A 25,453-nucleotide genomic window follows, 5' to 3' on the forward strand; every position below is an offset into this window, starting at 1 on the left:
TGATATTGTGTGGGATATAATAAACGCTGACATTCCTCGCTTAAAGGAGAAAATAAAAGAAATAATTCAAAAGGAAGGATGGAATGATGAGAAAACCAAATAATAGCGGCGTGCGGAACTCTTCGCATGCTATCGCAGGCTCGCCTTTCGGGTCTGCTAACAGGCGGATATGTGGCTTCGCCTTCGACTCCGCCCAAATTTGCTCTTGCGAGCAAACTTCACATATCCCCGGAACGTTATCCGAACAGACCTTTGTTGCGAGCCCACCAACTGTTCTTAGGAATATTCCCACATCTGTATTTTTAGAGCGCCCCCATAATCGATACTCTTCGCATGCTCGAACTTCAAACGGCGGCGGTGTAGCGCTCTCGCATAAGCCCTAAGAGTAATCTCTGCGATGTTATCCCAGCCAAGTGCTTTTACTTTCCTGTATCCAGCCTCCACCCGTGCCCTATTCTTCTCGTCGGCATCCGTCAGGACGCTTACGATAGCGTCCGCAAGCGCCTCAGAATTGTCAGGCGGCACTTTCACGCCCTCCTCGCCGCCCACTATTTCTGAAAGCCCGCCGACAGCAGAGACTATGACTGGCGTCTTAGCAGCCATCGCCTCCAAGGCGACGATACCAAAAGGCTCATACAACGAAGGGACGACAACGACGTCGGCGAGCTTGTATAAGGCTCTGACGGTAAGGTCGTCGAGATAGCCGGCGAATTTAACATTCTCAGACACCCCGAGGAAGGCGGCGTCCTTCTCAAGCTGCTGCCGCATGGGACCATCTCCGACTATTAAAAGCGTTACATCAGGCACCTTCTTTAAAACCTTTGGCATTGCTCCTATCAGGACATTTACGCCTTTTTGATGCACTAATCTTCCGACGAAGAGTATGAGTTTGCTTGAGTCAGAGAATATTCTTCTCGTCGCATCGTTTACGGCAAAATCGAATTTTTTCACGTCCATCCCGTTAGGTATGACCGAGATTCTTGATTCTTTTATGTTAAAGAATCGCATGACTTCTTTTTTCATGCTCTCGCTGCACACGATTATGTGATCTGAGAGTTTTGCGAGCTGCTCTTCCTTGTAATGGATTCGCATCTGGAAGCCATCTTTTATGCCGCCGCTCCTACCGAACTCCGTGCTATGTATGGTCGAAACCAAAGGTTTACGGGCCTCCGAGCGCAGCTCCAGAGCGGCGTCGCAGACCATCCAGTCGTGCGCATGCAGCAGGTCGAAATCCATCAGTGAGGCGACTTCCACCATCTTCACATTCATAAGCCGTATGAAATCACCATCGAAATCCATAGCAATTTTATGTAGATGAACGCCCGGAGTGTCGCAGCTTTCGTTCTGCGCCATCCCCCTCGGCTCCGGCGTAACTACGTGCACCTCCACGCCCTTCCTCGCCAAAGCTCCCGAAAGCTCGTAGACATGCTCCGCTATCCCTCCTATCTTCAAGGGCGGGAATTCCCAAGAGAGCATCAAGACACGCATTTTGTATTAAACCTCCAAGAGTTTCATTAATGAGAATATGCGAGGGGGTTTATTTGCTTAAGGTAGGAGAATTGGAGAGGGCTGGAGATATAATAATAAAGGCATCGTCTTCTGTGGTTTTCATAGAGGATGTGCTAACGCTTGTAGATTCGGGGTTTAGCGGTGATTGCCAAGCGATAGTTTCAGCGCTTGAGATGCTTGGGCTCTCGCCGACGGATGTAAAGGCAGTAATAAACACCCATCTCCACCGAGACCATATCGGCTGCAACGAGCTCTTCTGCTGCAAGAAGTATGCGCACGAGCTTCAGATAAGGGCAGCGGGTGCCCCAAAAGATTACCTTCCCTATGAGGAATTTTTTGAGCGTTTCGACGCCCGCAGTATCGAGATAATCGAGACGCACGGGCACTGCTACGGGCACATCTCAATCATCATCCACGCAGAGAAGGAAGTAGTGGTAGCAGGAGACGCCATTCCCCGCAAAGGAAATCTGCTTCAAAACACGCCGCCAAGACTCCACGTTGACAGAAGAGCCGCGATACGGAGCATTGAACTAATTAAGGGAATTGCGGACGTCGTCATTCCGGGGCATGACACGCCTTTAGTTTTGAAGTCTTAGCCTGTGCAGTCAGAAGCAGGGCATGCCAACTCTCGTGCATCTAAAGCCCATGTGGCGCAACGCCTCCACGTCCACGACTTGCCGCCCGTCCACGACAATCTTGTTCCGCATTTTTTTGCCGAGGCTGCTCCAATTTATCCTTTTGAACTCCAAATGGTCAGCCGCTATAAGAATGGCGTCGCCGTCAAAGGCATCGGGCGTCACATACTTTGCGTATTTTTCAACCTCTTCCCTTTCCAGCAAGGGGTCGTATGCGAGCGCTTCTACGCCTTCACTTTTCAACAGTTCTATTATCTTCAATGCTGGGCTGTATCTCAGCTCTTTTACGCCGCCACGGAACGTCAGTCCGAGAATAAGGACTTTTGGCTTCTCGACGACGACTGAGCGCAGCATTTTCATGAGCGTGCCCACGACGTGCTGTGGCATGCCGTCATTTATCCTTCGGGAAAGTTCAAGAAGACTCGTGTCGCTTCTCACAGTCTTTATCACGAAGTGGGGATAAACAGGGATGCAATGCCCGCCAACGCCGCAACCCGGCATGTGCAGATGTGAATACGGCTGCGTGTTCGCAACTCTGAAAACCTCGATGGCGTCAATGCCGAGCTCCTCGCAGACGAGCGCCAACTGATTCGCAAGTGCGATGTTCACGTCCCTATAAATCCCCTCAAAGACCTTCACAGCCTCAGCGGTTGTCGCATCGCTTACAGGAATCACGCCTTTTTTGTTAATGACTTTGTAGAAGGCTGCGGCGGTGCGTGTGCTCAGCTCGTCTACGCCGCCAACGACCTTCGGGTATGCCTCCGTAATGTCCTTTATCGCCCTTCCCGAGGATACACGTTCAGGGCAGTGCGCAACGCCAAACTCTCCAATATTCAGCCCAGATTTCCCAAGTATCGGCACGATGACGTTCTGCGTAGTTCCCGGCGGAACCGTGCTCTCTTGAATGACGAAATCGCCCTTTTCCAGCCCCTTTGTAAGTTCCTCGCATACTGAAATGACCGCCGAAAGGTCAGGATCGTTACTTTCGTCAAGAAGAGTCGGCACGATTATCACCATGACGTCGGAGAGTTGCGCGGCTTTTTTAAGGTTCGATGTTGCTTGTAGCCGCCCACGCTCCACGTTTTTCTCAACAAGCTCGCTTAAGCCCGGCTCTTCGGGCAATGGGTTTTCTCCACCATTTATTTTTTCGACGAGCGCCTCGTTTATGTCCGCCCCTATGACTTTGGCACCGTTCTCAGCGAAAACTGCGGCGAGCGGCAAACCTATCTTCCCAAGTCCATAAACAGAAATAGTGAGCGCCCCTGACCTGAAAGCCTTTGCTATTTCCTCGCTGCTTAAGCCGTAAATTTTCATTTGATTTCATTTCAGCTTCAAGGTGCCATTCTATTTTAATTTTTCCAATGCCTAAATAAACCTGAATTAATACTCAATATGGTATAAAAACGGCAGCGACACAAAATGGTATCGTCAGCGCATACATCGCTAGCACCGTCTGCTTCTCGGTCATCCTCCGGCGGTAGGGGAGCGCCCACTTCAGCGTCAAGCTGTTTGGAACTTCCAGCGTGCCGTCGTCCCGAACTCTTCCGAACTTCACTATTTTCCATCTTTCGTCGTCAGGATGAAGCCTGTGCATTACCCTCCAATAAACATACATCAAAAAGTTGACGGTGTGAGGAATTAGCATGATAAACCCAGAAACTAAAAAGCCGTGAATGACGATTGCGGCTCCGAGGGCGGCGCCCAGCAGAAAGGAGCCGACGTTACCTAAGAATATTCTCGACGGATATTTATTATACCAGAAGAAGCCGAGGGCGGCGCCGAGCATGCAGCTTAACATGAAAAAATCACCGCCGCTCATCATGACTTTGACGAGGAGGGTTGCCATAAGGATTATAGACAAGCCGCAAGCCAAGCCGTTGAACCCGGAGTGCATATTCACGAGGTTCGCCACAACCATCACATACAGCGGGACTATGAGGTAAAGGTAAAAGACGCCGAGATCGACCCTTCCGACGAGCGGGAGGGGCATCACCGTCGTATTTGTCGTTAAGGTCAGGGGGAGCGCTAAGAAGAAGGGAAAGACTATTTTCAAACCCCTGTGGATGTCCATGGAGTCATCCAAAGCCCCGAATATCCCGAACGTCATGACTACGAGTGTAGATACGAGGTCAGCTTTGGTCACGAGACGCGTATGCCATAAATGCTGAGCAAGCATCGCAGAAGAGAGCATGAGGGTCACAACGCAAAGGAGCGCAACGCCGCCCCTTGTGGGCACTTTTCTTAAGTCCTTTTTATAATAATCAGTGGCTACTATGCCTTTTTCTTCCAACCTCCTGATGGCTGCGGGTATTATTGCCATCGTGATGGCGAAAGACGCGGCTACGAGCAATATCACCAGCATGCCCATAATTTCATTTTCGTTTAAAAAGAAAACTTACCAAATCATTTTGCCAAATATAATCAAAAAGCTACAATCAATTTTATTCAAAATAATATTAGTTTTACTTTCAAATAATTAAAATAATTTTTGGCTCCAAACCACAAAAATTTGCGCTGAGGCGGCAAAACTTGCTAAAAAGCTTGAAGAAATCTTTTCTTCGCATTTTCTCTTGTGTCGATAGAAAGTTTTTTATAATACCTAAGTGAAGTGTTTTACTGGTTTTTAGGAGAAGGGAGGTGAGGGAGATGAGAAGTGTAAAGCTCGTAACGACGTTGTCGCTGGCTGCAGTGCTTTTTGCTGTGATGATGCCTACAGCGGTTGCTTTGAAATACACGATAGACGGTGACCCAAGCGACTGGGGCATAGACATTAAGACCGGTGGTGACTGGAGTCTGAATGAGACTTGGGTGCCAAATGAGGGGGTTGAGTTCATCGTTGAGGATAACATAGATCCACAGTGGAGTGACACCTATTGCGGCGTTCACATCACGGGCGTTGGCAGCAGCTACACGCGCTACTATGAGGATTTGGTACACTTAAGTGATGGCACACCAGTTGCTGAGCCTGTCGGTGGTGAAATATGGGACCTGGAAGCAAAGTATCTCGATGAAGATGACGAGTATATCTACGTTCTGCTTGTGACGTCAATGCCCTCTCACCGTACAGGAGACCTTGCACTGGATCTTGATGGAGACAGCTCAACCGGGGAATACGGGTATGAATACGGCGTTAAGCTTGGTACATGGACAACGATATCGCAGTGGGATATATATTACTTGCCGGACTGGGAAGAGCCAGAAACTGTTCCAGAGAATGCTCCTTCGATCTTCACAGGGGGCTATAATAAAACTGGGAATGCAACAGGAAACTATAGTAATATCGGTGTGAGTGACTACGGATACGACAACTACGTGATCGAGATGGCAATACCCAAGGACGCAGTCGGTATGGCAGGCAAGAATTTGACAGACCCCCCAACCAAGAGGATACACATAGCTGATACATGCGGCAATGACCACATAGACAACCCGATTCCGGAGTTTCTAACGGTAGCAATACCAGCGGGCATGGTCATCGGTCTCGTTTACATCTGGAAGAGACGACAGAGAAAATAAATTAGAGGGGATAAAAATTTTTTAGAAACATCCCCTCCTTTTCTGTTTCGTGAGGGGTATGGGAGTTAACGTTGCTAAGATTAAGTCTGAGACGCTACTACTTTTATTGATAATTTTCCTAATAGGGGCATTCATAGAGCTAACCTACGGCTCCGCCGTCATAGGTGCGATATTCCTGTGCGTCTGTGCCGGTATTCTTTTCATATTGAGCGGCAGAGAGGCAAAAGCGGAGCGGAAAGCTTCAAAGTTGCTGATTGCCGTCGGCGCAGCTTTGATAGTAGCGGACCTTTCTTATAACTACCTTTTGGGCTCTGCGGTCCAGACCTTGGATTCGATGATAATACTGCTCGGCGGTTCTCTCATCCTCGCAAACACCAGAAACAAAAGGCTGTGCGAGCTCGGAGCGTTTAGCACGTATATGTCTCTCTTTTTCATAGTGTTTTTTGCGGCGCTCTATGTCATCCCTTCAAGGTTTGACATAGGTATACCCAAATATTACGGGCATTATTTCGTCGCACTTCCGGTTTCCAGCGTTCTAAGGGCATTAGGGCTGCGTTTGGACGTGCCGACGATGAATGTAATCGAGGTGCGAGGCGTGGAGCCTGTCTGGTTAAGGATGGACTTAGCATGTTTCGGCTGGTATTCCATGCTGCTCATCATAAGCACGCTGCTCGCATACGACTTGACCATAAAGTCCTATGAGCGGAGAAAGCTCCTTAAAATACTTGCAATCATGACGGTCGCCTCATACGCCGCGAACTTACTAAGGGTTTCGACCCTCGCAGTCATTGCATATTATTATGGAGTGGATATGATGATGTTCTTCCACTCGCATCTTGGCTGGATACTATTCGCAGCCATCCTAATACCCCTGATGTATATCTTTCTAAAGTAACAGCGGACATGAAAGAAAAATACACATCATTGCAAGTTTCCTTTAAACGTTGTAAAGGACTATAAGTGAAGTCAGAAAAGTGCATTCAGGATGGACTAAATTAGGTATAACCTTTTTGTAACCTTTTTTATGTTAATATCTCTTTTCTGCTTTGGCAAAATTTATATATGGCGCTCACAGTCTCTCTATTGAGGCTATGGGCGACAGGGAGGTGAGATCGTGAGGGGCGCCAAAATTACCAAAATTACAGCGACTATAATGTTGCTATTTCTGGCGCTGACGCTGGTGGGAACTGCAGCCGCATACGTAATAGACGGCGACTTGGATGACTGGGGCGTTCACCCAACGAATGACTGGTATGCGGACTCGCCAACGGCGGTGAGCGTCGTGGAAAACTGGCCAAGTGGACCTAATCCGGGCAACAACCCGGGAATTGAGCAGTGTGACATCGAAGCTATGTATGTTGATGAGGACGTTAACGGCTCGTATATCTACTTTGCAATAATAACGTCCATGCCGCCAGAGGGCTGCGATTACTATTCTTGGTCGAGAAGGCGGACGTATCATCTCATACCCGGGGACTTAGCGTTAGACTTCGACGGCGACGGATATTTTGAGTATGGAGTGAAGCTGACGAACGATAGTAGGACGGTGCTTGGCGACGTAGGGGACGTATTTAAAAACCCAGAGTGGGAGTTGCTGGATTACGAGGTGGGTCAGTGCTTGGTTAGCTTCAGCAACATGGTCAACGGGACTAAGATCGGAGAAGCAGAGATTGTTTATAAGCAGTATAATGACTGGAACTGGGACAACGGCGCTGTGAACTACGTTATAGAAATGAAGGTCTCCAAGACGACATTTGGGATTTACGGCGAGGGCTACGTGGACCTGCTTGCTACGGTGAGCTGCGCAAATGACGTAATAGAAATTAAGAAATTCCATTACACTGGGATACCCGAATTCACGACGATGGCGGTGCCGGCAGGCGCTATTTTGGGCTTCGTTTATGCTTTCAGGAGAAAACGCAAATACTAAGCAGCAAGCGCCCTCCCGCCTACACCAGCGTCGGCAATGGCGGGAGGGCATCCTTTTAAGAAGTTTATACTGATGGGAAGTATCTTTCTTAGGGTGACCTCCGCCCCTTGCTTACAAGGGGCTTCCACCGTGAAGCTTGCGAGGTTGGGCGTTCACTCGGAGCCTCACGCTCTGCGCTCATACACCCTTCGGGACGGTCACGAACCGCATCCCACCCCTCTCTTAAGGAGCGGGCTACAAGATACAGTCTATCTGGCAGCGTATTTACCTAACCCGCCCACCTCCCCTTACTCCTCCCGTGCGGAAGGGTCTTGCAAGCAACAAAAAGATAAAGGTTTTGAGAACGAGCTCATGAAATAAGATGCATCCTCTTGTAAAGTGCGAGTAAGTTGCATATAACTATACAAACTTTGTATCTCGTTCCATTTGTTGCGCGCACGCCGATTTGCGAGGCACGCGCTTTCCGCTGGCGTTAGCTGCTGCTCACCATCATGTCCATAATTTAAAAAGCCTCCCGCCGTCTGGCGTCTTTGAAAACAAGAGTAGAACCACCAAGCTTAAACGCCTAATTTTTTAAAATCTTCTCTTTAATTCTCTTTCATGCGGGTGGCAATAAACGGCTTTGGGAGGATAGGAAGGATAGTATTGCGTGCCGCTCTTAAAAAGGGCGTGCTCGGCTCCGCCTTTGAAATCGTGGCAGTGAACGACCTCACGGCGGCGAGCACGCTGGCGCACCTCCTGAAATATGACTCCGTGCACGGCACTCTTAACGAGGACGTGCGGGCTGACGGCGACGAGCTAGTGGTTGGCAACTGCCGGATAAAGGTGCTTTCGGGGCGAGACCCTGAGAGGCTTCCGTGGCGGGAGCTCGAAGTGGATGTCGTAGTCGAGGCGACGGGACGTTTCCGAGACCGCGAGGGAGCGTCAAAGCACTTGAAAGCGGGCTGCAAAAAGGTTGTTATCACCGCACCTGCAAAAAATCCTGACGTGACTATTGCGCCTGGCATAAACGACGCCATGTATGACCACGAGCGTCATCAGATCGTCTCGCTGGCGTCGTGCACGACGAACTGCTTGGCGCCTGTCGCTAAAGTTTTGCATGAGAGATTCGGCATCCGGAAGGGTTTCATGACGACTGTCCATGCTTACACGAACGACCAGCGCATTTTGGACCTGCAGCACAGCGACCTACGGCGGGCGAGGGCAGCAGCGCTTTCCATCATCCCGACGACGACAGGAGCGGCGGTAGCAATCGGCGAGGTCATCCCCGAGTTGAAAGGCAAGCTCGACGGGCTTGCGATGCGGGTGCCGGTGGCGAACGTCTCCATCGTGGACCTCGTGGCGGAGCTCGAGCGGGAAGTGAGCGCCGAAGAAGCGAATAATGCGTTCGAAGACGCCGCAAACAACGAGCTTCGAGGCATACTGGCGGTCTGCCACGAACCGCTCGTCTCCATAGACTTCATCGGCGACGAACACTCCTCAATCGTGGATGCGCCCTCCACGAATGCCCTCGGAAACCTTGTGAAGGTGCTCTCGTGGTATGACAACGAGTTTGGCTATTCTTGCAGAGTTGTGGACTTTGTGACGAGGCTTGCGAAATTAGGGCTTTGACCGATTCCGCTCTACGCAGAACGAAGACGATGCGGAACAGGCACCTCGGGCTGTGACTCTCGCCCGCAGGAGCCGTAGCGGTATTTTAGCCGGCTCGTCGCAGCCTCATCTCTTGCTCCAAGCGTCTTGCGATGAGCAGCCTGCCGACGGCACGTCCATTTGTTAATGTTGCGAGTAAAACGAGAAGCATCAGCATGAGCGTCGTAGCTGCATAAAACTCCGCAAATGTCGAAAAGACGAAAATAAGGAACAGTCTTTCATCCCTCTTCCCCGGAATGAATCTTAGCCCCCGCTCCAGCCGCTCAGCCCGCATCTTAAAGGTCTCGTAAAACTTGGAAGTGGAATAGCTGATGAGAAACGTGCCTAAAACCGCAAAAAAGAAGGAGAAGAAGCTGATGAGACCGATGTGGGTGTTAGGGCTGGAAAAGGGAAGGGAGAGAAATATACCGGCGAGGATGAGCGCATCGGCATATCTGTCGAGGATTGCATCGTAGAAGCCGCCGAAGCTCGACGCTTGGAACTTTAACCTTGCCACCTCTCCATCAACGCCATCAATCACTGACGAAACCTGCGTTAACAGCCCCCCTAGGAGGTAAGAGGCGTGGGAGAAGAACACTGCCGCCGCTAACGACAGTAGGAATGAACATGTGGAAATAGTGTTAGGATGCACGTTATAAGAACACAAAAATTTAGAAATCCTAAGCGAGAGTTTTCTGTTCAAATTTCTGGAAATAATTCCATCCTCAGGCTTGATTAAGCTTTTTAGAAGGGCTTTCTCCGCCTTTTTTACGTCCTCAGGGGTGTCGATGTCCACCCAAAACTCATCCACCTCGTAAACGCTCATCTCAGCGGCTTTGACAGTCTCTGACCACTCTGCACTACTCCTTTCTGCAAAAATCTCATCCAGCACTTCGAAAATGCGAGGCGTGCACATGAAGGCGCCGGTGTCTATGTAATTCCAGTTTTCCAAGTCCTTGCCTATGTCCACGATTTTGCCGTCTTCTGCAAGAATTTTCGTCGCCTCCTCTACCCCTATCACCTCATTCTCCCTGCAGACGATTGCCGAGTTTTCGGGGGCGTCCAGAGCTTTTTTCAGGAATTCAAAGCTGTAAAGGTGGTCGCCCATCAAAACAAGAAATTTATCTTCATTCCGCAAAGCCTCTTTTGAGCAGAAAACAGAATATGCATTGCCTTTGTCGAGGTTGTCATTGTAAACGACTTCCGCTCTGTCTTTCAGAATTCTCACAAGCTCCTCCGCTTTGTAGCCGACGACAACGACGACATCCAACCCCAATTTCTCAAGGAAAAAAAGATTGCGGAGGATGAGGGGGACGCCGCAGACCTCAACTGCGGACTTCGGCCTCCCCGTCGTAATAGGTCTCAGCCTCGTGCCCCTTCCAGCCGCCAGTATCAGCGCCTTCATAGACCCAGCCCTTCACCAGCTCGAAAGCGAAGACCTTCGGGATTGCTCGTGCCTCCCTAGGTCCTGGCATCTTCATGTAGAATGCGTTTATCGGATACACGGTCCCGAACTCGCCACGCTCGATGGCGAGCTTCGCAAGCCTTATCAGGTCGACTACGAGTCCTGCGAGCGCCGGACTGTCGTTGATCCTCGCATTGATTATCAGTTCGTCCTCGGCGCCGTTGAACGAGATGTAGGGGATGTGCATCGCCACGAACTTCTTGTCGCCGAGCGGCTTAAGGTAACCGGTGGGCTTGATGAAGTGAGGGGCGTCGTAGCCTAGGATATCATAGACGATGGAGCTTTTCGTCGTCTCCTTGGAGGCGTTGCGCTCGGGCTCCAGGAGCGAGAGGAAGTCGGTATTGCCGCCGATGTTGAACTGGGAGATGCAAAGGACTCTGCGTCCCCGCTGCTGCAGGTGTGCAAGGAGGTCAGCGGTCAGGGGCGTGGCACCGCTCGCCCCGTCGTCGCCGAAGACCACGGTCTTAGAGCGTCTTGCAAGCTCCACGCATGCAGGGTCGTTCGCGATCGGCGACGGTATGCAGTTTATGAATGCTGATGGGCGCTCGTATTCAGCGACTGAGTAGAAATATAGCTGTGCCGGCGAGACCCTGTCCACGGCGTTCTCTTTTATCGCCCTTTTCAGCGCCTGCACGTCCTCGAAGGGCTCCGCCTTCTCAGTCGTTATTAAATTTACGAAAATGTCAGCATCTTCCTGCCGATACTCGTCAACCAGCCGCCCCACAATCTCTTCGAGATCTACGGCGACGTCCCGCCCTCGCAGGTCCTCGTAGCCCAGCTTGACACGGTAGTCGTTTTCGAATTTTATCCCGTCATGCCAGTATGCCCGAACGACCTCTGAGAGGCGTCTGCCCACCTTGCTCACGTCAATGTCGAATGCCGTGGTCAGCTCAATGTCCTCCACCTTCGCAGGGATGCAGTCCGCAAGCGGGATGCCCACGTAGCCTATCTCGCCGTTTTTTATCCTTTGAAGCCCAACGGCGAGTATAGATGCTACATATCCCTGTCCAAATATAGCGACTCTCAAAGCTCCCACCTCCCGTGATTCGGACGCACTGAATAGCTCACGTAAAAATTAATAAGCCCCCTGCTGGTAGGGCTGTCCTCCTTCTCCACTCTTTTATATCGTCTTCATCACATATAAAGATGTGCCCTCGGGTAGATGCTTAATCTCACTCGCGGTGGGCGACGTCTTGGGCTCCCCCATAGAGGGTCTGCCGCGGGAAGAAATTTTGAGGAGGTATGGTAAAATAACAGATTTCCTGAGCGGTGCGGAGACGACAGACGACACGCTCTTAGCACTGCTGACCGCCGAGGCGCTGGTCGAGGCGCGTAGCGTCAACCGCAAAAAAATAGCACAGAAGCTTCTGGAAAACAGAGCGAGGCTCCGCAGAATCGGTCCGAGCACGACGGAGGCTCTGAAAAGGCTTGAGAAAAACATAGATGCTGTTGCAACTTCGGGGGCCACGAACGGCGCTGCGGTGCGTGCTGTGCCGGTTGCCATCTGCTCTTCTCCCGAAAATTTATTAAGGAACGTCGTGGAGGCGACGCTCGTGACGCACGGCGCCGACGTTGCCGTTTCCGGTGCGTGCGCCATCGCATTTGCGGTGCATGCGGCAATTACGACAAGGAAAGCAGGGATTTCGACAGCGAGGCGGCATGAAAAAGACAAAATTTTAAAAGCAAGCTTGGAGGGTGCGAGGCGTGGACGAAACTTCGGCACGAAAACCAATTTCCCAAAGGTAGACAAAGTTTTGGAGGAAGCGGTGGCGACGCCGCTTTGGAAGCTACCTGCGGAGGTCGGCGTGAGTATGTATGCGCACGAGTCCGTTCCGGCAGCGATTTCCGTGTTTTACCAGACAGAAGATTTGAAAAAGGCGATTATTGCGGCTGTGAACCTCGGCGGCGACACTGATACCATTGCTGCGCTCTGCGGAGCGATTGCTGGCGCCTTTTACAGGAGAGAGCGGCTGCCATTGCGCTGGATTTTGAGGATTGAAGAGGGGAAAAAGCTAAAGTTGTTGGAGAAGAAACTTCTCAGGGTGAAAGCATGAAAGGTGAAGTTAAGGCGAACGTTGGGGGCGTCGTCCACGTTTCGACTGTGGATTGGCGTGGCAAGGTGGCGCACGTCATTTTTCTCAGGAGCTGCCCGTTGCGCTGTCTTTACTGTCAGAACTACAAGATTTTAGAGGGCAAGAACTACGTGCCGCTTGAGGAGCTGATGCGAGGCGTGCGGGATGCTAAATTTCTTGTTGATGCCGTTGTGTTTTCCGGCGGCGAGCCGCTGATGCAGTTTGCAGCGGTTTCCGAGCTTGCTCGACTCGTGAGGGAGGAGGGGTTGCTCGTTGCCGTTCAGACTAACGGGTTTTACCCCGAAAGGCTGGAAAAGCTGCTTAAGGAAAAATTGCTGGATAAGGTTTTCATAGACGTGAAGGCGCCGCTCGATGACGGGAGCTACGAGAGAATAACGGGTGTCAAGGGCGTCGCCGCCCGTGTTCGTGCGTCCTTAGAGGTTCTGCGGCGTGAAAATGCGGACTTTGAAGCGGTGACGACTGTTTTCAGGGGCTTAGTGGCGGAGGCAGAAGTTAAGAAAATAGCATCGCAGCTGAGAAGTATTTTCGGCTCCTGCACATACGTTATCCAGCAGGGACGCCCTGAACTTGCGATGGACGAGCGGCTGAGGCGGGAAAAAGCCTTCAGTAGAGACGAGATTTTGGAGCTTGCGAAGATGGCAGCCTCTGAAAATCTAAAAGTAAAGATAAGGACAAAGGAGCACGGAGAAGAGGTTCTCAGCTTTAAGCTTTAGTTTTTGGCTCTAAGCTTTAGTTTTTGGCTCTAAGCTTTAGCTTGCTTGACCTTCTGAAACAGCTCCCAAAGCTCCTCGGGACTCAACTCTTCGGGACGCCGCTCGCCGTCGAAGTCGCGCTCTGAGATTCCAAGCTTCCTAATGCTACTTTTCAGCTTCTTCCGCCTTTGCGAAAAGAGGACACTAACGAACTGCAAAAATTCTTTGCCGGCGGCGTCCAGCTCACGCATCTGCTTTATCCTCACAATTGCCGAGTCCACTTTCGGCGGCGGGAAGAACGAGCGGCGAGGCACGACTTCCAAAAGCTCAACGTCGGCGAAGAATTGCACCAAGACAGAAAGCCGCCCATATTGTTTCGTGCGTGGTTTTGCTGCCATCCGCTCTGCGAACTCTTTCTGATACATGATGACTGCAACCTTCGGGCGGAGCGTCAGCAGCCGGTATGTGATTACCGAAGATAGCTTATAAGGGATGTTTGCGACGACCTTGTTGAATCTCGGCAGCTCTACCTTCAGAAAATCGCTTTGAATAATTTCAGCCCGCTCGCACCGCTCCCTCAAAACCTCGCAGAGCCGCTCGTCCCTCTCAACGGCGTAAACCTTCCCAGCCACCCTCTCAAGCTTCTCAGTAAGGCTCCCAAGCCCGGCGCCTATTTCTAAAACCACGTCGTTTTTGGAGACGTTTGCGTATTCTATCTGACGCCACGCAACCCGCTCGTCAATGAGGAAGTGCTGCCCCGCCCACTTCGAAGGCTTGATTCCATACTCCTTCAGAAGCTTTACCATGTCCTGCCTGCTCATTTCTTCTTTATTCCTTTGGATGCACTTCTCCAAATTCCTTTGTCCTAGCTCTTCGAGCATACGCCGAATAAGAGGGGGAAGCAGATTTAACCCAAGCGAAACCTTCTTTAAAAGCGGCGTCCAAGTTTGGAGGATGTATGAAAATTACATTTTCGAGGGCGGCTCTTACAAGCACAGGAAGCTCTTAGAGCTTATTGAGGACCTCGGCGGCTACATCATAACGAAGCGTATTTTCGCCCAAGAGGCGCAAATTACGTTTGCGGCACCCGTCGAGGACTACGAGCACATCGTAGCGTGCGTCAAGGAAATACAAGGGTCGATAAGGAAGGCACCGCTTCTCGGAACCGAGATTGCCGTCGTCGCACCCACGGTGACGAGGCACCACCTCCCGCACCCGCTTTGCGATATCGCCGAATTTTTAAGGCGGCGGGGCGCCCAGACGAACATGATAGGGCTCGCAAGGGGCGTGGGCAGGAGAATCGCACAGCTCAGCAAGAAAGAACGCGCACTCATTGAGGAGCATGATGTCGCAGTCGTGTGCTTGGGCAACTTCAAAAGGTGCATCGAGGACAAGATTAAACACTTTGCCGACCTGAACGTGCCCGTAGTCGTTACGGGGCTTCCCGAGATTGAGGGCTTAGAGGGATGCATTTACGTCAGCGGCATCGGACGCTACCCGCACCGCTTTAAAAAGCTGACGGAAATCGACCTTTTGAAGAGCGTTGCCGACGCCGTCGAGCGTGCTGTCGAGATGAGGAAGGAGGAGCTGAGCATAGACCCGCCGCTAGTCCCGCCCTTCTTTGTGAAGAACGAAATCGTGAATCAAGTAGAAGATTTGAAATACGCAGTTTCGCCGGGGGCAATAGTTCTGAGGCTGAATGGCGTTAGGGTCAAGCTCCTTTTCGACTTGTATGCGAGAGATGTATATAACGTAAGAGTCCTCGACTACAAGCTCGGCGAGATAAGCCGCATAAGAAGATCGCAAATCAGAAGTTACACGCTTGTGGACTTACTACCGAAATCATTACTCCCAGCGCAGACTGTGTGACGTGCGTCATAGCGACTACAGGCGCAGGGAGGAGCGATTTAAAGTTTAAACCGAAAAGAGGGACAATGTTGGAGCTGAGATTTGCGGCGGCATCACGTCCAAAAAAAGGTGAAACTGTAAACGGGGATGCTTTCTTTTTGAGAGAATTTGATGAAAGTGCGTTAGTTGTGGTGGCTGACGGCTTGGGGCATGGTGAGGCGGCGAGCGTCGCAGCCCAGAAAGTTTTAGAGTTCGCAGAGCGGAATTTCAGGCTCGGCATCGAGCTTGAGATGTTCGTGCGTGGCTGCCACGGGTCCCTTATGGGAACAAGGGGCGCCGTCGTCGGCGCCGCCCTCGTGAATAAAGAAAAAGAAAGGCTGTCCTACGTGGGCGTAGGCAACATCACCGCCCTGATAAAGACGAAAAGCGGCACTTCGCACCTTACGTCCCTCGGCGGGATAATAGGCTACAACCTCAGGAAGCTACGGAGGTTCGAATACTCGTTCAGGAGCGGCAGCGTGCTCGTAATGTGCACTGACGGTATTTCGAGGTTTGCACCCTCGGAATATGACTTCACGAGCCTCGAAAGTACCGCAAAAAGAATATTAGAGGAGCATGGCAAGGACGATGACGACGCCACCGTGGTCGTCGTTGAAGCCATATAAAGCATGGCACCAATGTGTATGACTCGATGCATCATTTAGAGATTTATGAGTTATTGCGAGCCAAGCTTGACATGCGTGAGTTTGCCAAGGCGACGGGCGTGATGAAAAGCAATGCAAAAGCCGACTAAGCTAACGGCGCTCGCCGTGCTGCATCGTTATTTGGCGGCGAATTTCGAAAACGCATCTTCGAGCTGTTCTCTGCTCGGAAGTCCCTTTCTGCATCCGTATTCTCTGATGCAGAACGCCGCCGCAATGTTTCCGAGCCGCCCGCAGTCTTCCAAGCGTCTTCCGCTCAGCACGCCGTATAAAAAACCAGCGACGAAGGCATCGCCGGCTCCCGTTGTGTCCACGACGTTTTCCACAGGATACGCTTTGACGAAGTGCCGCTCTTCGCCATCGGCGACGTAGCAGCCGAGTTTCCCGAGAGTCACACTCACCACGTCCGCTCCCAAATCCAAAAGGAATGCGGCACCCTCCTCGGCGAGCGTCTTCTTCTTGCTTTTAATACTTTGCCCGCTATCCTGCTTGATGTCAAGCCTTCCCTTGACGAGCGCCTCCAGCTCTTCAAAGCTCAGGAACAGAAAATCGCTCCGCTCCACAATCTCCAAGATGTCGTCAAGTCCGAACTTGAAGCTGAGCATGCCGGGGCTGAAGCTGAGCCTCGCTTTCATAACCCTCGCCAGCGCTTTCTGCATCTCAAGCTGCTCTCGGCTGACGAAGGAGCTGGTGTGTAGGATTTTTGCGTCGTTCACGTATTCGATGTCGAGGTCTTCGAGGTGGAGGGCGTCGTTGACGCCGGGCAGTATGTAAAGCGCACGCTCTCCTTCGGCGTCAACGAAGCTCATCGCTCTTCCGGTATGTCCCTCCTCTACTTTTATGCGAGACGTATCGACGTGCTCCTTGCGGAACTCTTCGAGGATGAACTCGCCCTCGCTGTCGTTGCCGACGACGCCGATGAAGCCGACACTCAAGCCTAAGCGGGCGAGGCCGACGGTCGTGTTTGCGGCGGAACCGCCTGCTGCGCTCTTCACGTCTATAACGCCCACTTCCTCGCCCCCCCTCGCTATCCGCTCAACGAGGTATAAAACGTCAAAGTTCAAAGCGCCTAAGCCTATGACGTCCATATTATAACAAAGGTTCTGAACCATAAATAGGGGGAAACCCGGTTTTGCTCTTTCAGAAACGCGCACGACACTTTAAAATAAGCAACAGTATGGTGAAAGTGTGGGGAAAGTATATCTCGTAGGTGCGGGTCCTGGGGACCCCGAATTCCTGACCTTGAAAGCTAAAAGGATTTTAGACGATGCCGACGTCGTCTTATACGACAGGCTCGTGAGCGCCGAGATTCTAAAGCTGCTGCCGAAAACCGCAAAGCTCGTGTGCGTGGGCAAGAGCTCTGAGGATCACGAAAAAAGCAACGACCGCGGAAAAACGACGACGCAGCACGAAATTAACAGGCTCATGGCGGAGGAAGCTCGAAAGGGTAGAAATGTTGTCAGGCTGAAAGGAGGCGATCCCTTTGTCTTTGGGCGTGGTGGCGAGGAGGCGGAGTTCCTCGCACGCGAGGGCATACCTTTCGAGGTCGTCCCCGGCATCACGTCCGCAATCGCAGTCCCGGCGCTCGCCGGGATTCCGCTAACTCATCGCGAATATTCCTCGGCGCTGCTCATCCTCACGGGGCACAGCGCCGCCGAGCATGAAGATGAAAAACAGAAGTATGAGAGACTTTGGAGGCACGCTGCGACGCTTGATTGCACGCTCGTCATCCTGATGGGCATTAAGAGTCTCGAGCGCAACGTAAGACTGCTGATAGAGGGTGGCAAGAGTCCGAAGACGCCTGTCGCAATAATAGAACGTGGAGCGACGCCGCAGCAGCGAGTCCTCACAGGAACGCTCGGAAATATCGTGGAGTTGGCAAGAAGGGGAAATGTGAGCCCCCCAGCGGTCATGATCGTTGGCGGCGTCGTGAGGCTGCATGAGATTATACAGGGGAAGAAGTGAGTGGAATGCTGCTTCAGCTCCTCGCAAAATTATTCAAGGGTAACTGGCACGAAAAGGCATTTCGTCTTTATTTTCCGGATGAGTGGGTGCTTTTCCCATGTTCCATCGCACACGAACACGAATTCTGCACCGTCGTTCATCTCTAGCAGCTTCAAGACGTTTTCGAGCGCCGCCGTTAGTCCTTCGTAGTCCATGGGCGTTGGCACTTCCGACTGCCCTATTGGATATGTTCCTTGAAGCTCCAGCGGGTAGGGACCAAACGGCGGCTTAACGAGAAACACACTGTCGAACTCCCGCAGGTTAAGTTTCAGAGCTTCGCAAACTCCTTCAAGCGTCGCAGTCCCGCTGATGGCGACGACGAGCGCCCGCCTGCCAGCTTCAAAACGGCTAAGCCGCCTCGCATACCTTAGGACCTCAGGGCGGCGTGCTGATGTCTCCCCGAGGTAAAAGAACGAGCGTTTCGTAGAAACGTCGTATTTTTCAAGGAGCTCTGCGTGCTCTGAAACTTTCTTCAAGCCGCTGAGCAGCGAGGGGTGCGCACGGCATCGCCGCTCTAAAAGCTCCCAGAGCCTGTTCTCCCAAATCGCCTGTCTTACCGCCCTTATCTCGGCGAACGTCACGTGAAGATTATGCTCAGCGAGGAGTCTTGCTCTTTCCTCTCTGCCGCACTCCTTTAAGTATTTGATGTTGTATTTCGAACATACCGGGCACGAACATGGCAAATACTGCAAGTCTTCAAGGAAGTAGGTGCCGTCGCTCGTCAGGTAGCGGTCGTTCTTTGCGTAGAGGGCGTAAGCGGCGGAGTCGAAAAGGTCACAGCCAAGGGCGACGGCAAGTGAGAAGAAAATCGGGTGCCCGACGCCGAAAAGGTGCACGGGGGCATCTGCAGGCAGCCGCCGTTTAGCTGTTATGATTATTTCGACAAGCTCCTTGTATCTGTAGGCTTCAAGCAGCGGGACGAGCCCGCCTATCGGGTAAACGTCAAAGCCCATTCCCGAAGCAGCCATCGCGCTCCGCTCTCTCAAATCGAGGAACGTCGAGCCTTGTATCGGCCCTGCGAGCAGCGGCTTTTCGTCCCGCCTGCCCAAGACAGCTTTAGCCTCTTCAAGCCTGCGCAGCGTCTTTTCGAGGTCGTTCTCCGCACGCTCCCGCCGGGCGTCCGGCGGCGTCGGTATGTCTAAAGGGACGACGACGTCTGCCCCAATTTCCAGCTGGAACTCCACGATTTCCTTGTTAGAGACTTCAACGTCGCCGTATTCGTAAAGTTGATAGGAGCCGGAGTCTGTCATTAGAGGCTTTTCCCATCCTAAAAGCTTGTGAACACCGCCTTCTAAAGCATTTTCTCTCAACTCCTTCTTCTTATAAATGATATAAGCGTTCGTGATGAGCATCTCGGCACCGAACCGCTCAAGCTCGCTCGGCTCTACCAGCATCAAGTTCGGATTCACTACCGGCATGAGCGTCGGCGTCTCCACGACGCCGTGTGGCGTCTCCAGCCTGCCAATGCGTCCCATCAGGTCTTTGTGCAGAACTTCAAACACAATTATCAAAAGGAAACCGAAGTATAAAGCACCCCATGGATGAAACGACAAAGATATTCGTGCGACGGAAATTTGCTGAATATTACAGGCAGGCGGCGTTGAGGCTGCCGCCGGAGCTTGAGCGTCGTGAGTGGGGCTTCGTGCTTTTCGACGCAAGTTATCCGAAAAAAACCGTGATGCGGCGGCACCGTGCGTTTGCGACGCCCACCGCCCTCGTTTCTTATCTCAAGAAGAGCGCACCTGCGCACGTTTATTATTCTTCTGCTCTATACGAGGACCCAGCAGCGGAGATGGACGAAAAGGGCTGGCTCGGCGCCGACCTCATTTTCGACCTCGACGCCGACCACATCGTTACTGAGAAGCGGAGCTATCCTGAAATGCTTAACATCGTGAAGAAAGAGACTTTAAAGCTCTTGGACTTCCTCACTGGCGACTTCGGCTTTGAGGAAAACGTGATAGAGGTAGTTTTTTCGGGGTCTCGGGGCTACCACGTGCACGTCCGGGACGAAAGCGTTAAGAGACTTGGAAGCAAGGAGCGGCGTGAGATTGTGGACTACGTAACGGCGAGAGGCATGAAAATAGAAAAATTTCTGGTAAAAGCTGCGGTGGCAGGCGAGCTGGGTAGGAGACAGGTGCGAAGAGAAGCTGTAATCTTACTTGCGTCTGAGGGTTGGGGCAAGAAGTTGCACAGCGGCTTGATGAGCTTCTTAGAGGGGCTTGCCAAGATGGACGAGGAAAGCGCATTGCGTTTGTTACTCAGCATTAGGGGCATCGGCGAGAAGCGTGCAAGAGAGTTGATGCGGGTTGCACGAAACGGAGAAGCTCTGAAAAACATAAGGGCGGGCAACCTCGACCAGATTCCTCGTTTCCCAAAGCGCATATGGGAGCGTATAATCGAGAAGGAGCGTGTGAAATACGAGGACAGACCTGACGAGCCTGTGACGGCGGACGTGAAAAGGCTAATAAGGATGCCAACGTCGCTACACGGGAAGACGGGCTTCTTAGTGAAGCCAATGACGGTAAAAGAGCTTGAGGGTTTCGACCCTTTGGAAGATGCTGTCGTCTTCGGCGACGAGGAGGTGCGTATTAAGATAACCCGCCCGGCAAATATTTTCTTAAAAGGTGCTACATACAAGGTAGAAGAGGGTGTGGAGAAACTTCCGGTGCACGCCGCCGTTTTTCTGATGTGCGCAGGTGTGGCGGAGCTCTCGTAGCATGGCGGGTGCAGCCAATGGACGTAGAAAAGCTTTGGGAGATCCTGTATAAGGAGAGAAGCTCGCCCTTACTGCAGGAACTGCCACAAAACTTTTATGAAGAGGTGCGTAATTACATAAGGAATCTCGAACAGGAAAGAGAGAGCGCCAACGATACGAGAAAGGCGTTCATCGAGGATGAGATACGGAGTGCAAAAGCGAAAATCGAGGACATATTTAGAAGGCGTATCGGAAAGATTGTGAAGGTCGCAAGCTCAGGCGCGGAAACCCCGCCTAAGGGGTTGACGCCCGCCGAAAGGGCAATATTCGAGGGCGTGGCGAGTTGCATCGAGGAAGGGAGGAAACGCATCATGCGAGCAATATTTGGCGAGGAGAGAGAGGAAAAAGAGGACGAAAGCAATCCGCATGCGGCAGCACGTGCCGTCGTGGCGGCTGAGGCAGTGGGTGTTAGCGTAAAGTCGCTACCAGAACGCACAAGTGGGGCAAAAGTAGGCAGGCAGATTGGGACGGCAGCGGAGGCTGCTGGGGAGGTGGCAGCGACGAACGCACCTGCGGATTTTTATGTGGTGCGCATGCTTGAGAGCGTGCCGGCGTTCATTGGCATTGATGGCAAAGTGTATAAGGTGCGGCGGGAGGACGTGCTCACGCTGCCGAAAGACAATGCTGAAATTCTGTGCAAAAAGGGCGTTGCCGTGCAGATAAAAGTTAAAAGAAGGTGGTAAAGGTGAAGATGCCGAAGAGGATTAGAACGTTCTGCCCCTTTTGTAAGAAGCATTCGCTACACGAGGTCGAAAAAGTAAAAAGAGGGAAAGCGTCGTCATTAAGTCGAATCGCACGCCAGAAAAAGAAGCAGAAGGCAAGAATCGGGAACAGCGGAAAGTTTTCAAAAGTCCCAGGCGGCGACAAGCCGACGAAGAAAGTGTTTTTGAGATACACGTGCGTGGAGTGTAAAAAGTCGCATACAAGAGAGGGCTTCAGAGCATCAAGGTTCGAACTTGTGGAGACGTAGTAAAAAGGTAGGGTGGGGAAAGAGTTATGCCGACGAGGGTGACGCAGAACAGGTTTTTGAAGGTGAAGTGCGACGACTGCGGGAACGAACAGATAATATTTGAAAGGGCGAGCACTGTCGTCCGTTGTTTGGTGTGTGGTAGGACGTTGGCGGAGCCGAGAGGCGGACGGGCTGCAATCAAAACAAAAAGGGTCGTAGAGGCGTTGGCGTAAATCATGGGTGCACGAGATGGGAAAGGAAAAGTGGCCTGAAAAAGGGGAATTGGTCGTTTGCACGGTGCGCAAGGTCAAGGATTTTGGCGCATTCGTGGAGCTCGAGGAGTATGGAAAGGAGGGCCTGATACACATTTCAGAGATAGCGTCGGGCTGGGTGCGCTACATTCGGGACTACGTCCGAGAAGGGCAGAAGGTTGTATGCAAGGTTCTCCACGTGGACAAGGCAAGAGGGCACATCGACCTCTCTCTGAAAGACGTGAAACCAACGCAGCGTGCTGAGAAAATAAGGGAATGGAAGAGCGAGCAGAAGGCGAAGAAGTGGCTGGAATTAGTGGCGGAGTCGCTGAACATCACCGAGAAAGAAAAAGAAGCGCTTGCTGAGAAGTTGCTCGACGCCTACGGGAGCATATACTCAGCATTTGAGGATGCAGTAATCAACGGCGTGGGCGCACTAAAAAAGGTCGTCGACGAAGAATACGCCAAAGGGATCTACGAGGTCGCGGCGGCGAACATAAAGCCACCGACCGTCAGCGTCTCGGCGAACGTCGAGTTGAGCTGCCCGCTGCCGAACGGCGTGGACGTGATAAAAAAGGCGTTGAAAAAGGCTATGAGCGTCGTTGACGGCAACGTGGAGCTCGAAATCATTTACATGGGAGCGCCCCGCTACCTGTTCAAAGTAACGGCGCCCGACTACAAAAAGGCTGAAAACGCCCTGCGGAAAGCGGCAGATGCCGCAATTAAGGTCGTCACCAAAAATAAGGGCATGGGCACCTTTCACAGATGACATCTAAGATAAAAAAATGCGTGAAGTGTGGGGAATATACGCTTAAGGATGTATGCGTGCGGTGCGGCGAGCATACCCGCAACCCGCTGCCGCCGAGGTTCTCGCCGACCGACCGCTACGGTAAATACCGTCGTTTAATGAAATACGGCAGGGCGCGATAGGTGCTGACTCGCGTGCTTAATTTAAGTTTGTTAGCTAAAATGCGCATCGCCTCGTTTTGGAGGCTTACGAGGCTTGAGCATGGCATAATGTATGGGATTGGCGTTTTAGTGGGCATGTTTGTGGTTGGCGGGTTGAGCCTTGCTTTTTGGCAGAAGGCGGTTTTTGGCTTCTTAACAGCACTGCTCATCGAAGCCGGGACTTTTGCGCTTAATGACTACTGCGACTACAAGAGCGACGTAGTGAACAAGCGTTACGACCGCCCGCTCGTGAGCGGCGAGCTTTCGCCGAACGCCGCCCTTTACACCGCGGCGGTTGCGACGACGCTTGGTGTGCTGGCGGCGCTGCCACTTGGTACCCTGTGTTTCGGAGTGGCGGCGACGCTCGCAGTGCTCGGCGCCACTTACGACCTTTGGCTTAAAAAATTCGGTGTCGTCGGGAATTTCTACATAGGCTTCACGATGGCAGTTCCCTTCCTCTTCGGAGCGCTCGTCGTCGGCATCGTTAACGAGGCGGTGTTCACGCTTTTCGCCATCTCACTGCTCGCAGGCGTCGGCAGGGAAATAATGAAAGGCATTATGGATGTTAGGGGTGATGCGCTCCGTGGCGTACGGACAGTAGCCCTGAAATACGGCGAGATAGCCGCCAGAAGGTCGGCGGCAGTGCTCTTCATGGCAGCGGTGGCGCTCAGTCCGCTGCCGTTCTTCACTGCGGAGCCGTATCGCATGAACCTCGCGTATCTCGTGCCACTGATATTTGCGGACGCCGCCTTCGTCCACACCTCGCTCACATTAATCAGGGGCGGAAGCGTGCGGAAGCTCCGCCAAAAAACGCTGATAGCCGCGCTCCTCGGGCTTTTGGCGTTCCTCTCCGGGGCAGTTGCGAACCTGAGGTTTAGTTTTTAGGGCAGAAGGGCAAATTGGCAAATTTTCTTCAAAAATGGGATTGAAAATTAGATGTTGCAGCTGCGAGCGGCTTAAGAGGCTCTAAGCTCGTGATCATCCCTCTGACGGCTCGTACCTTTTTTATAAGGATGGGGACGCACAAGGTCACGGACTACTACACAGAGGAGTCGGGCTTCTATGGTGCCGCCATCGCCGTGCCGACCGTCGTGTTCTTCCCCGACAGGAAGAAGATGCTGCCGTTCAGAGATTTTAGGGACGCTTTAGCTTCTTGCAAATAGCAAACTTCCGAAGGTCGATTCTAGGGTAGTTTCAATATGCGACGAAACTCGTCGTAATTTATACCTAGCTCCCGGCAGATTTTCTTGATATCACTCAAGCGAAACTCTCGGCGCCAGCTTATTGGAGCACTCTTTCCGGTCTTAGGATTTCGTGCTTTATATTGATGTTTCCCCCCTGCCATTACTTCAATACCCATCCGTTTTAATGCTCCCAACAGAGTCTTGGTATCCTTTATTATGAACTTTAACAGCTTGTCGAGTTCACTTATTGACTTCACGCTCTCAACCTCTCTCCCAATATCTCTATCCATTTGGTCCCCGTAAGCCCTATCTACCACATTCTGAAAGGGATCACGATCACTCACAGGTTCCATTACACTTATGCTTATTTCATGCTCTCCCGCCCTCTTTACTTCCTCCATAGGAGTTATATCCATGCTTAGCGTGAGAGTAACTGCTTTCCTGTTGGGGTTTGCGTAGCATACAGCCTTGGTGTGGCACTGCGTCCAATGATTGTAAAGCAGGCTGAAGTTAGGTCCTATGTGGAGTCTATCCTCAAACCTGTCTGCTATAACATACTCGAATGATGCTGGTAGCTTCCTAATCTTTTTGTGATGAGTTGTGTCTTTCGGGAGCCTCACCTCATAATTTGTGTAATCATAATCCCTTGGAAGCAAGACTACAAAGGCAAAGCCGCTAGGAACAACCCTCCTAGCCAAGTATCTATATCTACACCTACCAAGTCTGGCTGCCAGGGCATAGGGACCGAGGAATTCCTTATTAAGCCCTTTCCCTCTACGTTCACGTTTGGGTATTTCCAAGATAATCGGAAGTTTTGTCTCAAGGATATGAAGCAAGTTAGAGCCAAACATGTGAACGAACACTTCTAACCTACCATCTTCAGATATCCTTTCTACTATGTAACCTTGGAATAGCATTTTCCCTCACCTCACACAGCAAACTCCTGCACCCTCCAATAGGGGGATCGACGTTCGGGTTTGCAGGCGTTCCCAACAAGATTTTTACTCTAATTCCCTGCCCTAGGTTACCCCAGGTGCCTCGTCAGACAGTTATAAGACGCCCCTCAACACGTTTGAGTATCTGCTTACATTCCTGCTTGATAGGGCATCCTCGTATACATTTCCGGACTATTGGTCTGGGTATGTATACGAGTGTTTGAACCAACGGAGTATTTTGCGAGCTCATACGCTACCATCCTGCGAGAACTAAGCAGGTCAGAGTTTACTGCAGTTTGGGTTCGATATGCATCGCATTTATCATGCTCTGAAAAACAATACTCACTAGCAAGTCCGCTTTCGTTAAACGGCTTCCCCACCTCTGCTGTACACATAAGCATCGCTGAGC

The 25,453-nt window shown here is 51.7% G+C and carries 28 protein-coding genes; 18 read left to right on the forward strand and 10 right to left on the reverse strand.

Features of this window, described 5'->3' with window-relative positions; all coding sequences use genetic code 11:
* Positions 1 to 276: 276 nt before the first annotated feature.
* Entirely contained in the window at positions 277 to 1,488 is a 1,212-nt protein-coding gene (locus ACXJJA_RS09225) for a glycosyltransferase family 4 protein (RefSeq protein WP_456487926.1), read from the reverse strand.
* A gap of 53 nt (positions 1,489 to 1,541) precedes the next feature.
* Between ACXJJA_RS09225 and ACXJJA_RS09230 the strand changes: the two genes are divergently transcribed.
* The gene (locus ACXJJA_RS09230) at positions 1,542 to 2,105 is read left to right on the forward strand and encodes an MBL fold metallo-hydrolase (protein WP_456487927.1); all 564 of its coding nucleotides are present in this window, start codon (positions 1,542 to 1,544) and stop codon (positions 2,103 to 2,105) included.
* Positions 2,106 to 2,114: 9 nt separating this feature from the next.
* Here ACXJJA_RS09230 and ACXJJA_RS09235 read toward each other — a convergent pair whose 3' ends face one another.
* Positions 2,115 to 3,458 carry a nucleotide sugar dehydrogenase gene (locus tag ACXJJA_RS09235; RefSeq protein WP_456487928.1) on the reverse strand — a complete coding sequence of 448 codons (1,344 nt, stop codon included), beginning with the start codon at positions 3,456 to 3,458 and terminating at the stop codon, positions 2,115 to 2,117.
* Between the two features lie 73 nt (positions 3,459 to 3,531).
* Positions 3,532 to 4,506 carry an MraY family glycosyltransferase gene (locus ACXJJA_RS09240; RefSeq protein WP_456487929.1) on the reverse strand — a complete coding sequence of 325 codons (975 nt, stop codon included), beginning with the start codon at positions 4,504 to 4,506 and terminating at the stop codon, positions 3,532 to 3,534.
* A 284-nt stretch (positions 4,507 to 4,790) separates the two neighbouring features.
* Between ACXJJA_RS09240 and ACXJJA_RS09245 the strand changes: the two genes are divergently transcribed.
* The 4 genes from ACXJJA_RS09245 (at position 4,791) to gap (ending at position 9,201) form a co-directional block, all read left to right on the forward strand.
* Positions 4,791 to 5,660 (forward strand): hypothetical protein, encoded by an 870-nt coding sequence (locus ACXJJA_RS09245; protein WP_456487930.1) that lies wholly within the window; start codon positions 4,791 to 4,793, stop codon positions 5,658 to 5,660.
* Positions 5,661 to 5,718: 58 nt separating this feature from the next.
* Positions 5,719 to 6,555, forward strand: coding sequence for an archaeosortase C (gene artC, locus ACXJJA_RS09250; RefSeq protein ID WP_456487953.1), 837 nt, complete (start codon positions 5,719 to 5,721; stop codon positions 6,553 to 6,555).
* Between the two features lie 219 nt (positions 6,556 to 6,774).
* Complete coding sequence (locus ACXJJA_RS09255; RefSeq protein WP_456487931.1) at positions 6,775 to 7,590, forward strand: hypothetical protein; 816 nt, start codon at positions 6,775 to 6,777, stop codon at positions 7,588 to 7,590.
* Positions 7,591 to 8,190: 600 nt separating this feature from the next.
* Positions 8,191 to 9,201: a type I glyceraldehyde-3-phosphate dehydrogenase gene (gene gap, locus ACXJJA_RS09260; protein WP_456487932.1), complete on the forward strand. Its 1,011-nt coding sequence runs from the start codon at positions 8,191 to 8,193 to the stop codon at positions 9,199 to 9,201.
* 85 nt (positions 9,202 to 9,286) lie between these two features.
* Here the strand turns inward: gap and ACXJJA_RS09265 are convergent, their stop codons facing one another.
* Both ACXJJA_RS09265 and ACXJJA_RS09270 read right to left on the reverse strand, forming a co-directional pair.
* Positions 9,287 to 10,624, reverse strand: coding sequence for a sugar phosphate nucleotidyltransferase (locus ACXJJA_RS09265; RefSeq protein ID WP_456487933.1), 1,338 nt, complete (start codon positions 10,622 to 10,624; stop codon positions 9,287 to 9,289).
* The gene (locus tag ACXJJA_RS09270; RefSeq protein WP_456487934.1) at positions 10,545 to 11,711 is read right to left on the reverse strand and encodes an inositol-3-phosphate synthase; all 1,167 of its coding nucleotides are present in this window, start codon (positions 11,709 to 11,711) and stop codon (positions 10,545 to 10,547) included. Before ACXJJA_RS09270 ends, ACXJJA_RS09265 begins: the two co-directional genes overlap by 80 nt.
* A gap of 121 nt (positions 11,712 to 11,832) precedes the next feature.
* Between ACXJJA_RS09270 and ACXJJA_RS09275 the strand changes: the two genes are divergently transcribed.
* On the forward strand, positions 11,833 to 12,738 hold the full coding sequence (locus ACXJJA_RS09275) for an ADP-ribosylglycohydrolase family protein (RefSeq protein WP_456487935.1): 906 nt from the start codon (positions 11,833 to 11,835) through the stop codon (positions 12,736 to 12,738).
* A complete protein-coding gene (locus ACXJJA_RS09280; RefSeq protein WP_456487936.1) occupies positions 12,735 to 13,490 on the forward strand; it encodes an anaerobic ribonucleoside-triphosphate reductase activating protein in 756 nt (251 codons plus the stop codon). Before ACXJJA_RS09275 ends, ACXJJA_RS09280 begins: the two co-directional genes overlap by 4 nt.
* A 29-nt stretch (positions 13,491 to 13,519) precedes the next feature.
* Here ACXJJA_RS09280 and rsmA read toward each other — a convergent pair whose 3' ends face one another.
* Positions 13,520 to 14,350 carry a 16S rRNA (adenine(1518)-N(6)/adenine(1519)-N(6))-dimethyltransferase RsmA gene (gene rsmA / locus ACXJJA_RS09285; protein ID WP_456487937.1) on the reverse strand — a complete coding sequence of 277 codons (831 nt, stop codon included), beginning with the start codon at positions 14,348 to 14,350 and terminating at the stop codon, positions 13,520 to 13,522.
* A gap of 73 nt (positions 14,351 to 14,423) precedes the next feature.
* Between rsmA and ACXJJA_RS09290 the strand changes: the two genes are divergently transcribed.
* Both ACXJJA_RS09290 and ACXJJA_RS09295 read left to right on the forward strand, forming a co-directional pair.
* Positions 14,424 to 15,338 carry a methanogenesis marker 7 protein gene (locus ACXJJA_RS09290; protein ID WP_456487938.1) on the forward strand — a complete coding sequence of 305 codons (915 nt, stop codon included), beginning with the start codon at positions 14,424 to 14,426 and terminating at the stop codon, positions 15,336 to 15,338.
* Between the two features lie 65 nt (positions 15,339 to 15,403).
* On the forward strand, positions 15,404 to 15,982 hold the full coding sequence (locus tag ACXJJA_RS09295; RefSeq protein ID WP_456487939.1) for a SpoIIE family protein phosphatase: 579 nt from the start codon (positions 15,404 to 15,406) through the stop codon (positions 15,980 to 15,982).
* A gap of 155 nt (positions 15,983 to 16,137) precedes the next feature.
* On the opposite strand, the gene ACXJJA_RS09300 is transcribed toward ACXJJA_RS09295, so the two are convergent.
* Positions 16,138 to 17,106 (reverse strand): carbohydrate kinase family protein, encoded by a 969-nt coding sequence (locus ACXJJA_RS09300; protein ID WP_456487940.1) that lies wholly within the window; start codon positions 17,104 to 17,106, stop codon positions 16,138 to 16,140.
* A 100-nt stretch (positions 17,107 to 17,206) separates the two neighbouring features.
* Between ACXJJA_RS09300 and cobA the strand changes: the two genes are divergently transcribed.
* A complete protein-coding gene (gene cobA, locus ACXJJA_RS09305; protein WP_456487941.1) occupies positions 17,207 to 17,983 on the forward strand; it encodes a uroporphyrinogen-III C-methyltransferase in 777 nt (258 codons plus the stop codon).
* A 29-nt stretch (positions 17,984 to 18,012) separates the two neighbouring features.
* Here cobA and tgtA read toward each other — a convergent pair whose 3' ends face one another.
* Positions 18,013 to 19,533, reverse strand: coding sequence for a tRNA guanosine(15) transglycosylase TgtA (gene tgtA / locus ACXJJA_RS09310; RefSeq protein WP_456487942.1), 1,521 nt, complete (start codon positions 19,531 to 19,533; stop codon positions 18,013 to 18,015).
* Between the two features lie 26 nt (positions 19,534 to 19,559).
* Here tgtA and priS point away from each other — a divergent pair, with 26 nt between their 5' ends.
* The 8 genes from priS (at position 19,560) to ACXJJA_RS09350 (ending at position 24,088) form a co-directional block, all read left to right on the forward strand.
* Complete coding sequence (gene priS, locus ACXJJA_RS09315) at positions 19,560 to 20,738, forward strand: DNA primase catalytic subunit PriS (RefSeq protein ID WP_456487943.1); 1,179 nt, start codon at positions 19,560 to 19,562, stop codon at positions 20,736 to 20,738.
* Positions 20,739 to 20,755: 17 nt separating this feature from the next.
* Complete coding sequence (locus ACXJJA_RS09320) at positions 20,756 to 21,460, forward strand: hypothetical protein (RefSeq protein ID WP_456487944.1); 705 nt, start codon at positions 20,756 to 20,758, stop codon at positions 21,458 to 21,460.
* Between the two features lie 2 nt (positions 21,461 to 21,462).
* Entirely contained in the window at positions 21,463 to 21,747 is a 285-nt protein-coding gene (locus ACXJJA_RS09325) for a 50S ribosomal protein L44e (protein ID WP_456487945.1), read from the forward strand.
* 26 nt (positions 21,748 to 21,773) lie between these two features.
* Positions 21,774 to 21,959 (forward strand): 30S ribosomal protein S27e, encoded by a 186-nt coding sequence (locus ACXJJA_RS09330; protein ID WP_456487946.1) that lies wholly within the window; start codon positions 21,774 to 21,776, stop codon positions 21,957 to 21,959.
* A gap of 16 nt (positions 21,960 to 21,975) precedes the next feature.
* Positions 21,976 to 22,746: a translation initiation factor IF-2 subunit alpha gene (locus ACXJJA_RS09335; protein WP_456487947.1), complete on the forward strand. Its 771-nt coding sequence runs from the start codon at positions 21,976 to 21,978 to the stop codon at positions 22,744 to 22,746.
* On the forward strand, positions 22,743 to 22,907 hold the full coding sequence (locus tag ACXJJA_RS09340; RefSeq protein ID WP_456487948.1) for an RNA-protein complex protein Nop10: 165 nt from the start codon (positions 22,743 to 22,745) through the stop codon (positions 22,905 to 22,907). The genes ACXJJA_RS09335 and ACXJJA_RS09340 overlap by 4 nt, the downstream gene beginning before the upstream one ends.
* Positions 22,908 to 23,810 (forward strand): UbiA family prenyltransferase, encoded by a 903-nt coding sequence (locus ACXJJA_RS09345; protein WP_456487949.1) that lies wholly within the window; start codon positions 22,908 to 22,910, stop codon positions 23,808 to 23,810.
* Positions 23,811 to 23,938: 128 nt separating this feature from the next.
* Positions 23,939 to 24,088, forward strand: coding sequence for a hypothetical protein (locus ACXJJA_RS09350; RefSeq protein WP_456487950.1), 150 nt, complete (start codon positions 23,939 to 23,941; stop codon positions 24,086 to 24,088).
* A 20-nt stretch (positions 24,089 to 24,108) separates the two neighbouring features.
* Here the strand turns inward: ACXJJA_RS09350 and ACXJJA_RS09355 are convergent, their stop codons facing one another.
* Both ACXJJA_RS09355 and ACXJJA_RS09360 read right to left on the reverse strand, forming a co-directional pair.
* Positions 24,109 to 25,026, reverse strand: a complete 918-nt coding sequence (locus tag ACXJJA_RS09355; protein ID WP_456487951.1) for a hypothetical protein — start codon at positions 25,024 to 25,026, stop codon at positions 24,109 to 24,111.
* A 167-nt stretch (positions 25,027 to 25,193) separates the two neighbouring features.
* On the reverse strand, positions 25,194 to 25,453 hold a 260-nt coding region (locus tag ACXJJA_RS09360), incomplete at its 5' end, for a hypothetical protein (protein ID WP_456487952.1).

This window comes from Candidatus Alkanophaga liquidiphilum, from assembly GCF_053996935.1.

What these genes read in the sequence shown, in the direction of transcription:
- rsmA (WP_456487937.1), bottom strand. Translation starts at nt 14,350, where the DNA reads ATGCTCGAAGAGCTAGGACAAAGGAATTTGGAGAAGTGCATCCAAAGG.
- ACXJJA_RS09295 (WP_456487939.1), top strand. Translation starts at nt 15,404, where the DNA reads ATGTTGGAGCTGAGATTTGCGGCGGCATCACGTCCAAAAAAAGGTGAA.
- ACXJJA_RS09350 (WP_456487950.1), top strand. Translation starts at nt 23,939, where the DNA reads ATGGGGACGCACAAGGTCACGGACTACTACACAGAGGAGTCGGGCTTC.
- ACXJJA_RS09330 (WP_456487946.1), top strand. Translation starts at nt 21,774, where the DNA reads ATGCCGACGAGGGTGACGCAGAACAGGTTTTTGAAGGTGAAGTGCGAC.
- ACXJJA_RS09265 (WP_456487933.1), bottom strand. Translation starts at nt 10,624, where the DNA reads ATGAAGGCGCTGATACTGGCGGCTGGAAGGGGCACGAGGCTGAGACCT.
- ACXJJA_RS09300 (WP_456487940.1), bottom strand. Translation starts at nt 17,106, where the DNA reads ATGGACGTCATAGGCTTAGGCGCTTTGAACTTTGACGTTTTATACCTC.
- ACXJJA_RS09355 (WP_456487951.1), bottom strand. Translation starts at nt 25,026, where the DNA reads ATGCTATTCCAAGGTTACATAGTAGAAAGGATATCTGAAGATGGTAGG.
- ACXJJA_RS09235 (WP_456487928.1), bottom strand. Translation starts at nt 3,458, where the DNA reads ATGAAAATTTACGGCTTAAGCAGCGAGGAAATAGCAAAGGCTTTCAGG.
- ACXJJA_RS09290 (WP_456487938.1), top strand. Translation starts at nt 14,424, where the DNA reads ATGTATGAAAATTACATTTTCGAGGGCGGCTCTTACAAGCACAGGAAG.
- ACXJJA_RS09225 (WP_456487926.1), bottom strand. Translation starts at nt 1,488, where the DNA reads ATGCGTGTCTTGATGCTCTCTTGGGAATTCCCGCCCTTGAAGATAGGA.
- gap (WP_456487932.1), top strand. Translation starts at nt 8,191, where the DNA reads ATGCGGGTGGCAATAAACGGCTTTGGGAGGATAGGAAGGATAGTATTG.
- ACXJJA_RS09340 (WP_456487948.1), top strand. Translation starts at nt 22,743, where the DNA reads ATGACATCTAAGATAAAAAAATGCGTGAAGTGTGGGGAATATACGCTT.
- ACXJJA_RS09320 (WP_456487944.1), top strand. Translation starts at nt 20,756, where the DNA reads ATGGACGTAGAAAAGCTTTGGGAGATCCTGTATAAGGAGAGAAGCTCG.
- ACXJJA_RS09335 (WP_456487947.1), top strand. Translation starts at nt 21,976, where the DNA reads ATGGGAAAGGAAAAGTGGCCTGAAAAAGGGGAATTGGTCGTTTGCACG.
- ACXJJA_RS09245 (WP_456487930.1), top strand. Translation starts at nt 4,791, where the DNA reads ATGAGAAGTGTAAAGCTCGTAACGACGTTGTCGCTGGCTGCAGTGCTT.
- ACXJJA_RS09240 (WP_456487929.1), bottom strand. Translation starts at nt 4,506, where the DNA reads ATGCTGGTGATATTGCTCGTAGCCGCGTCTTTCGCCATCACGATGGCA.
- ACXJJA_RS09280 (WP_456487936.1), top strand. Translation starts at nt 12,735, where the DNA reads ATGAAAGGTGAAGTTAAGGCGAACGTTGGGGGCGTCGTCCACGTTTCG.
- artC (WP_456487953.1), top strand. Translation starts at nt 5,719, where the DNA reads ATGGGAGTTAACGTTGCTAAGATTAAGTCTGAGACGCTACTACTTTTA.
- priS (WP_456487943.1), top strand. Translation starts at nt 19,560, where the DNA reads ATGGATGAAACGACAAAGATATTCGTGCGACGGAAATTTGCTGAATAT.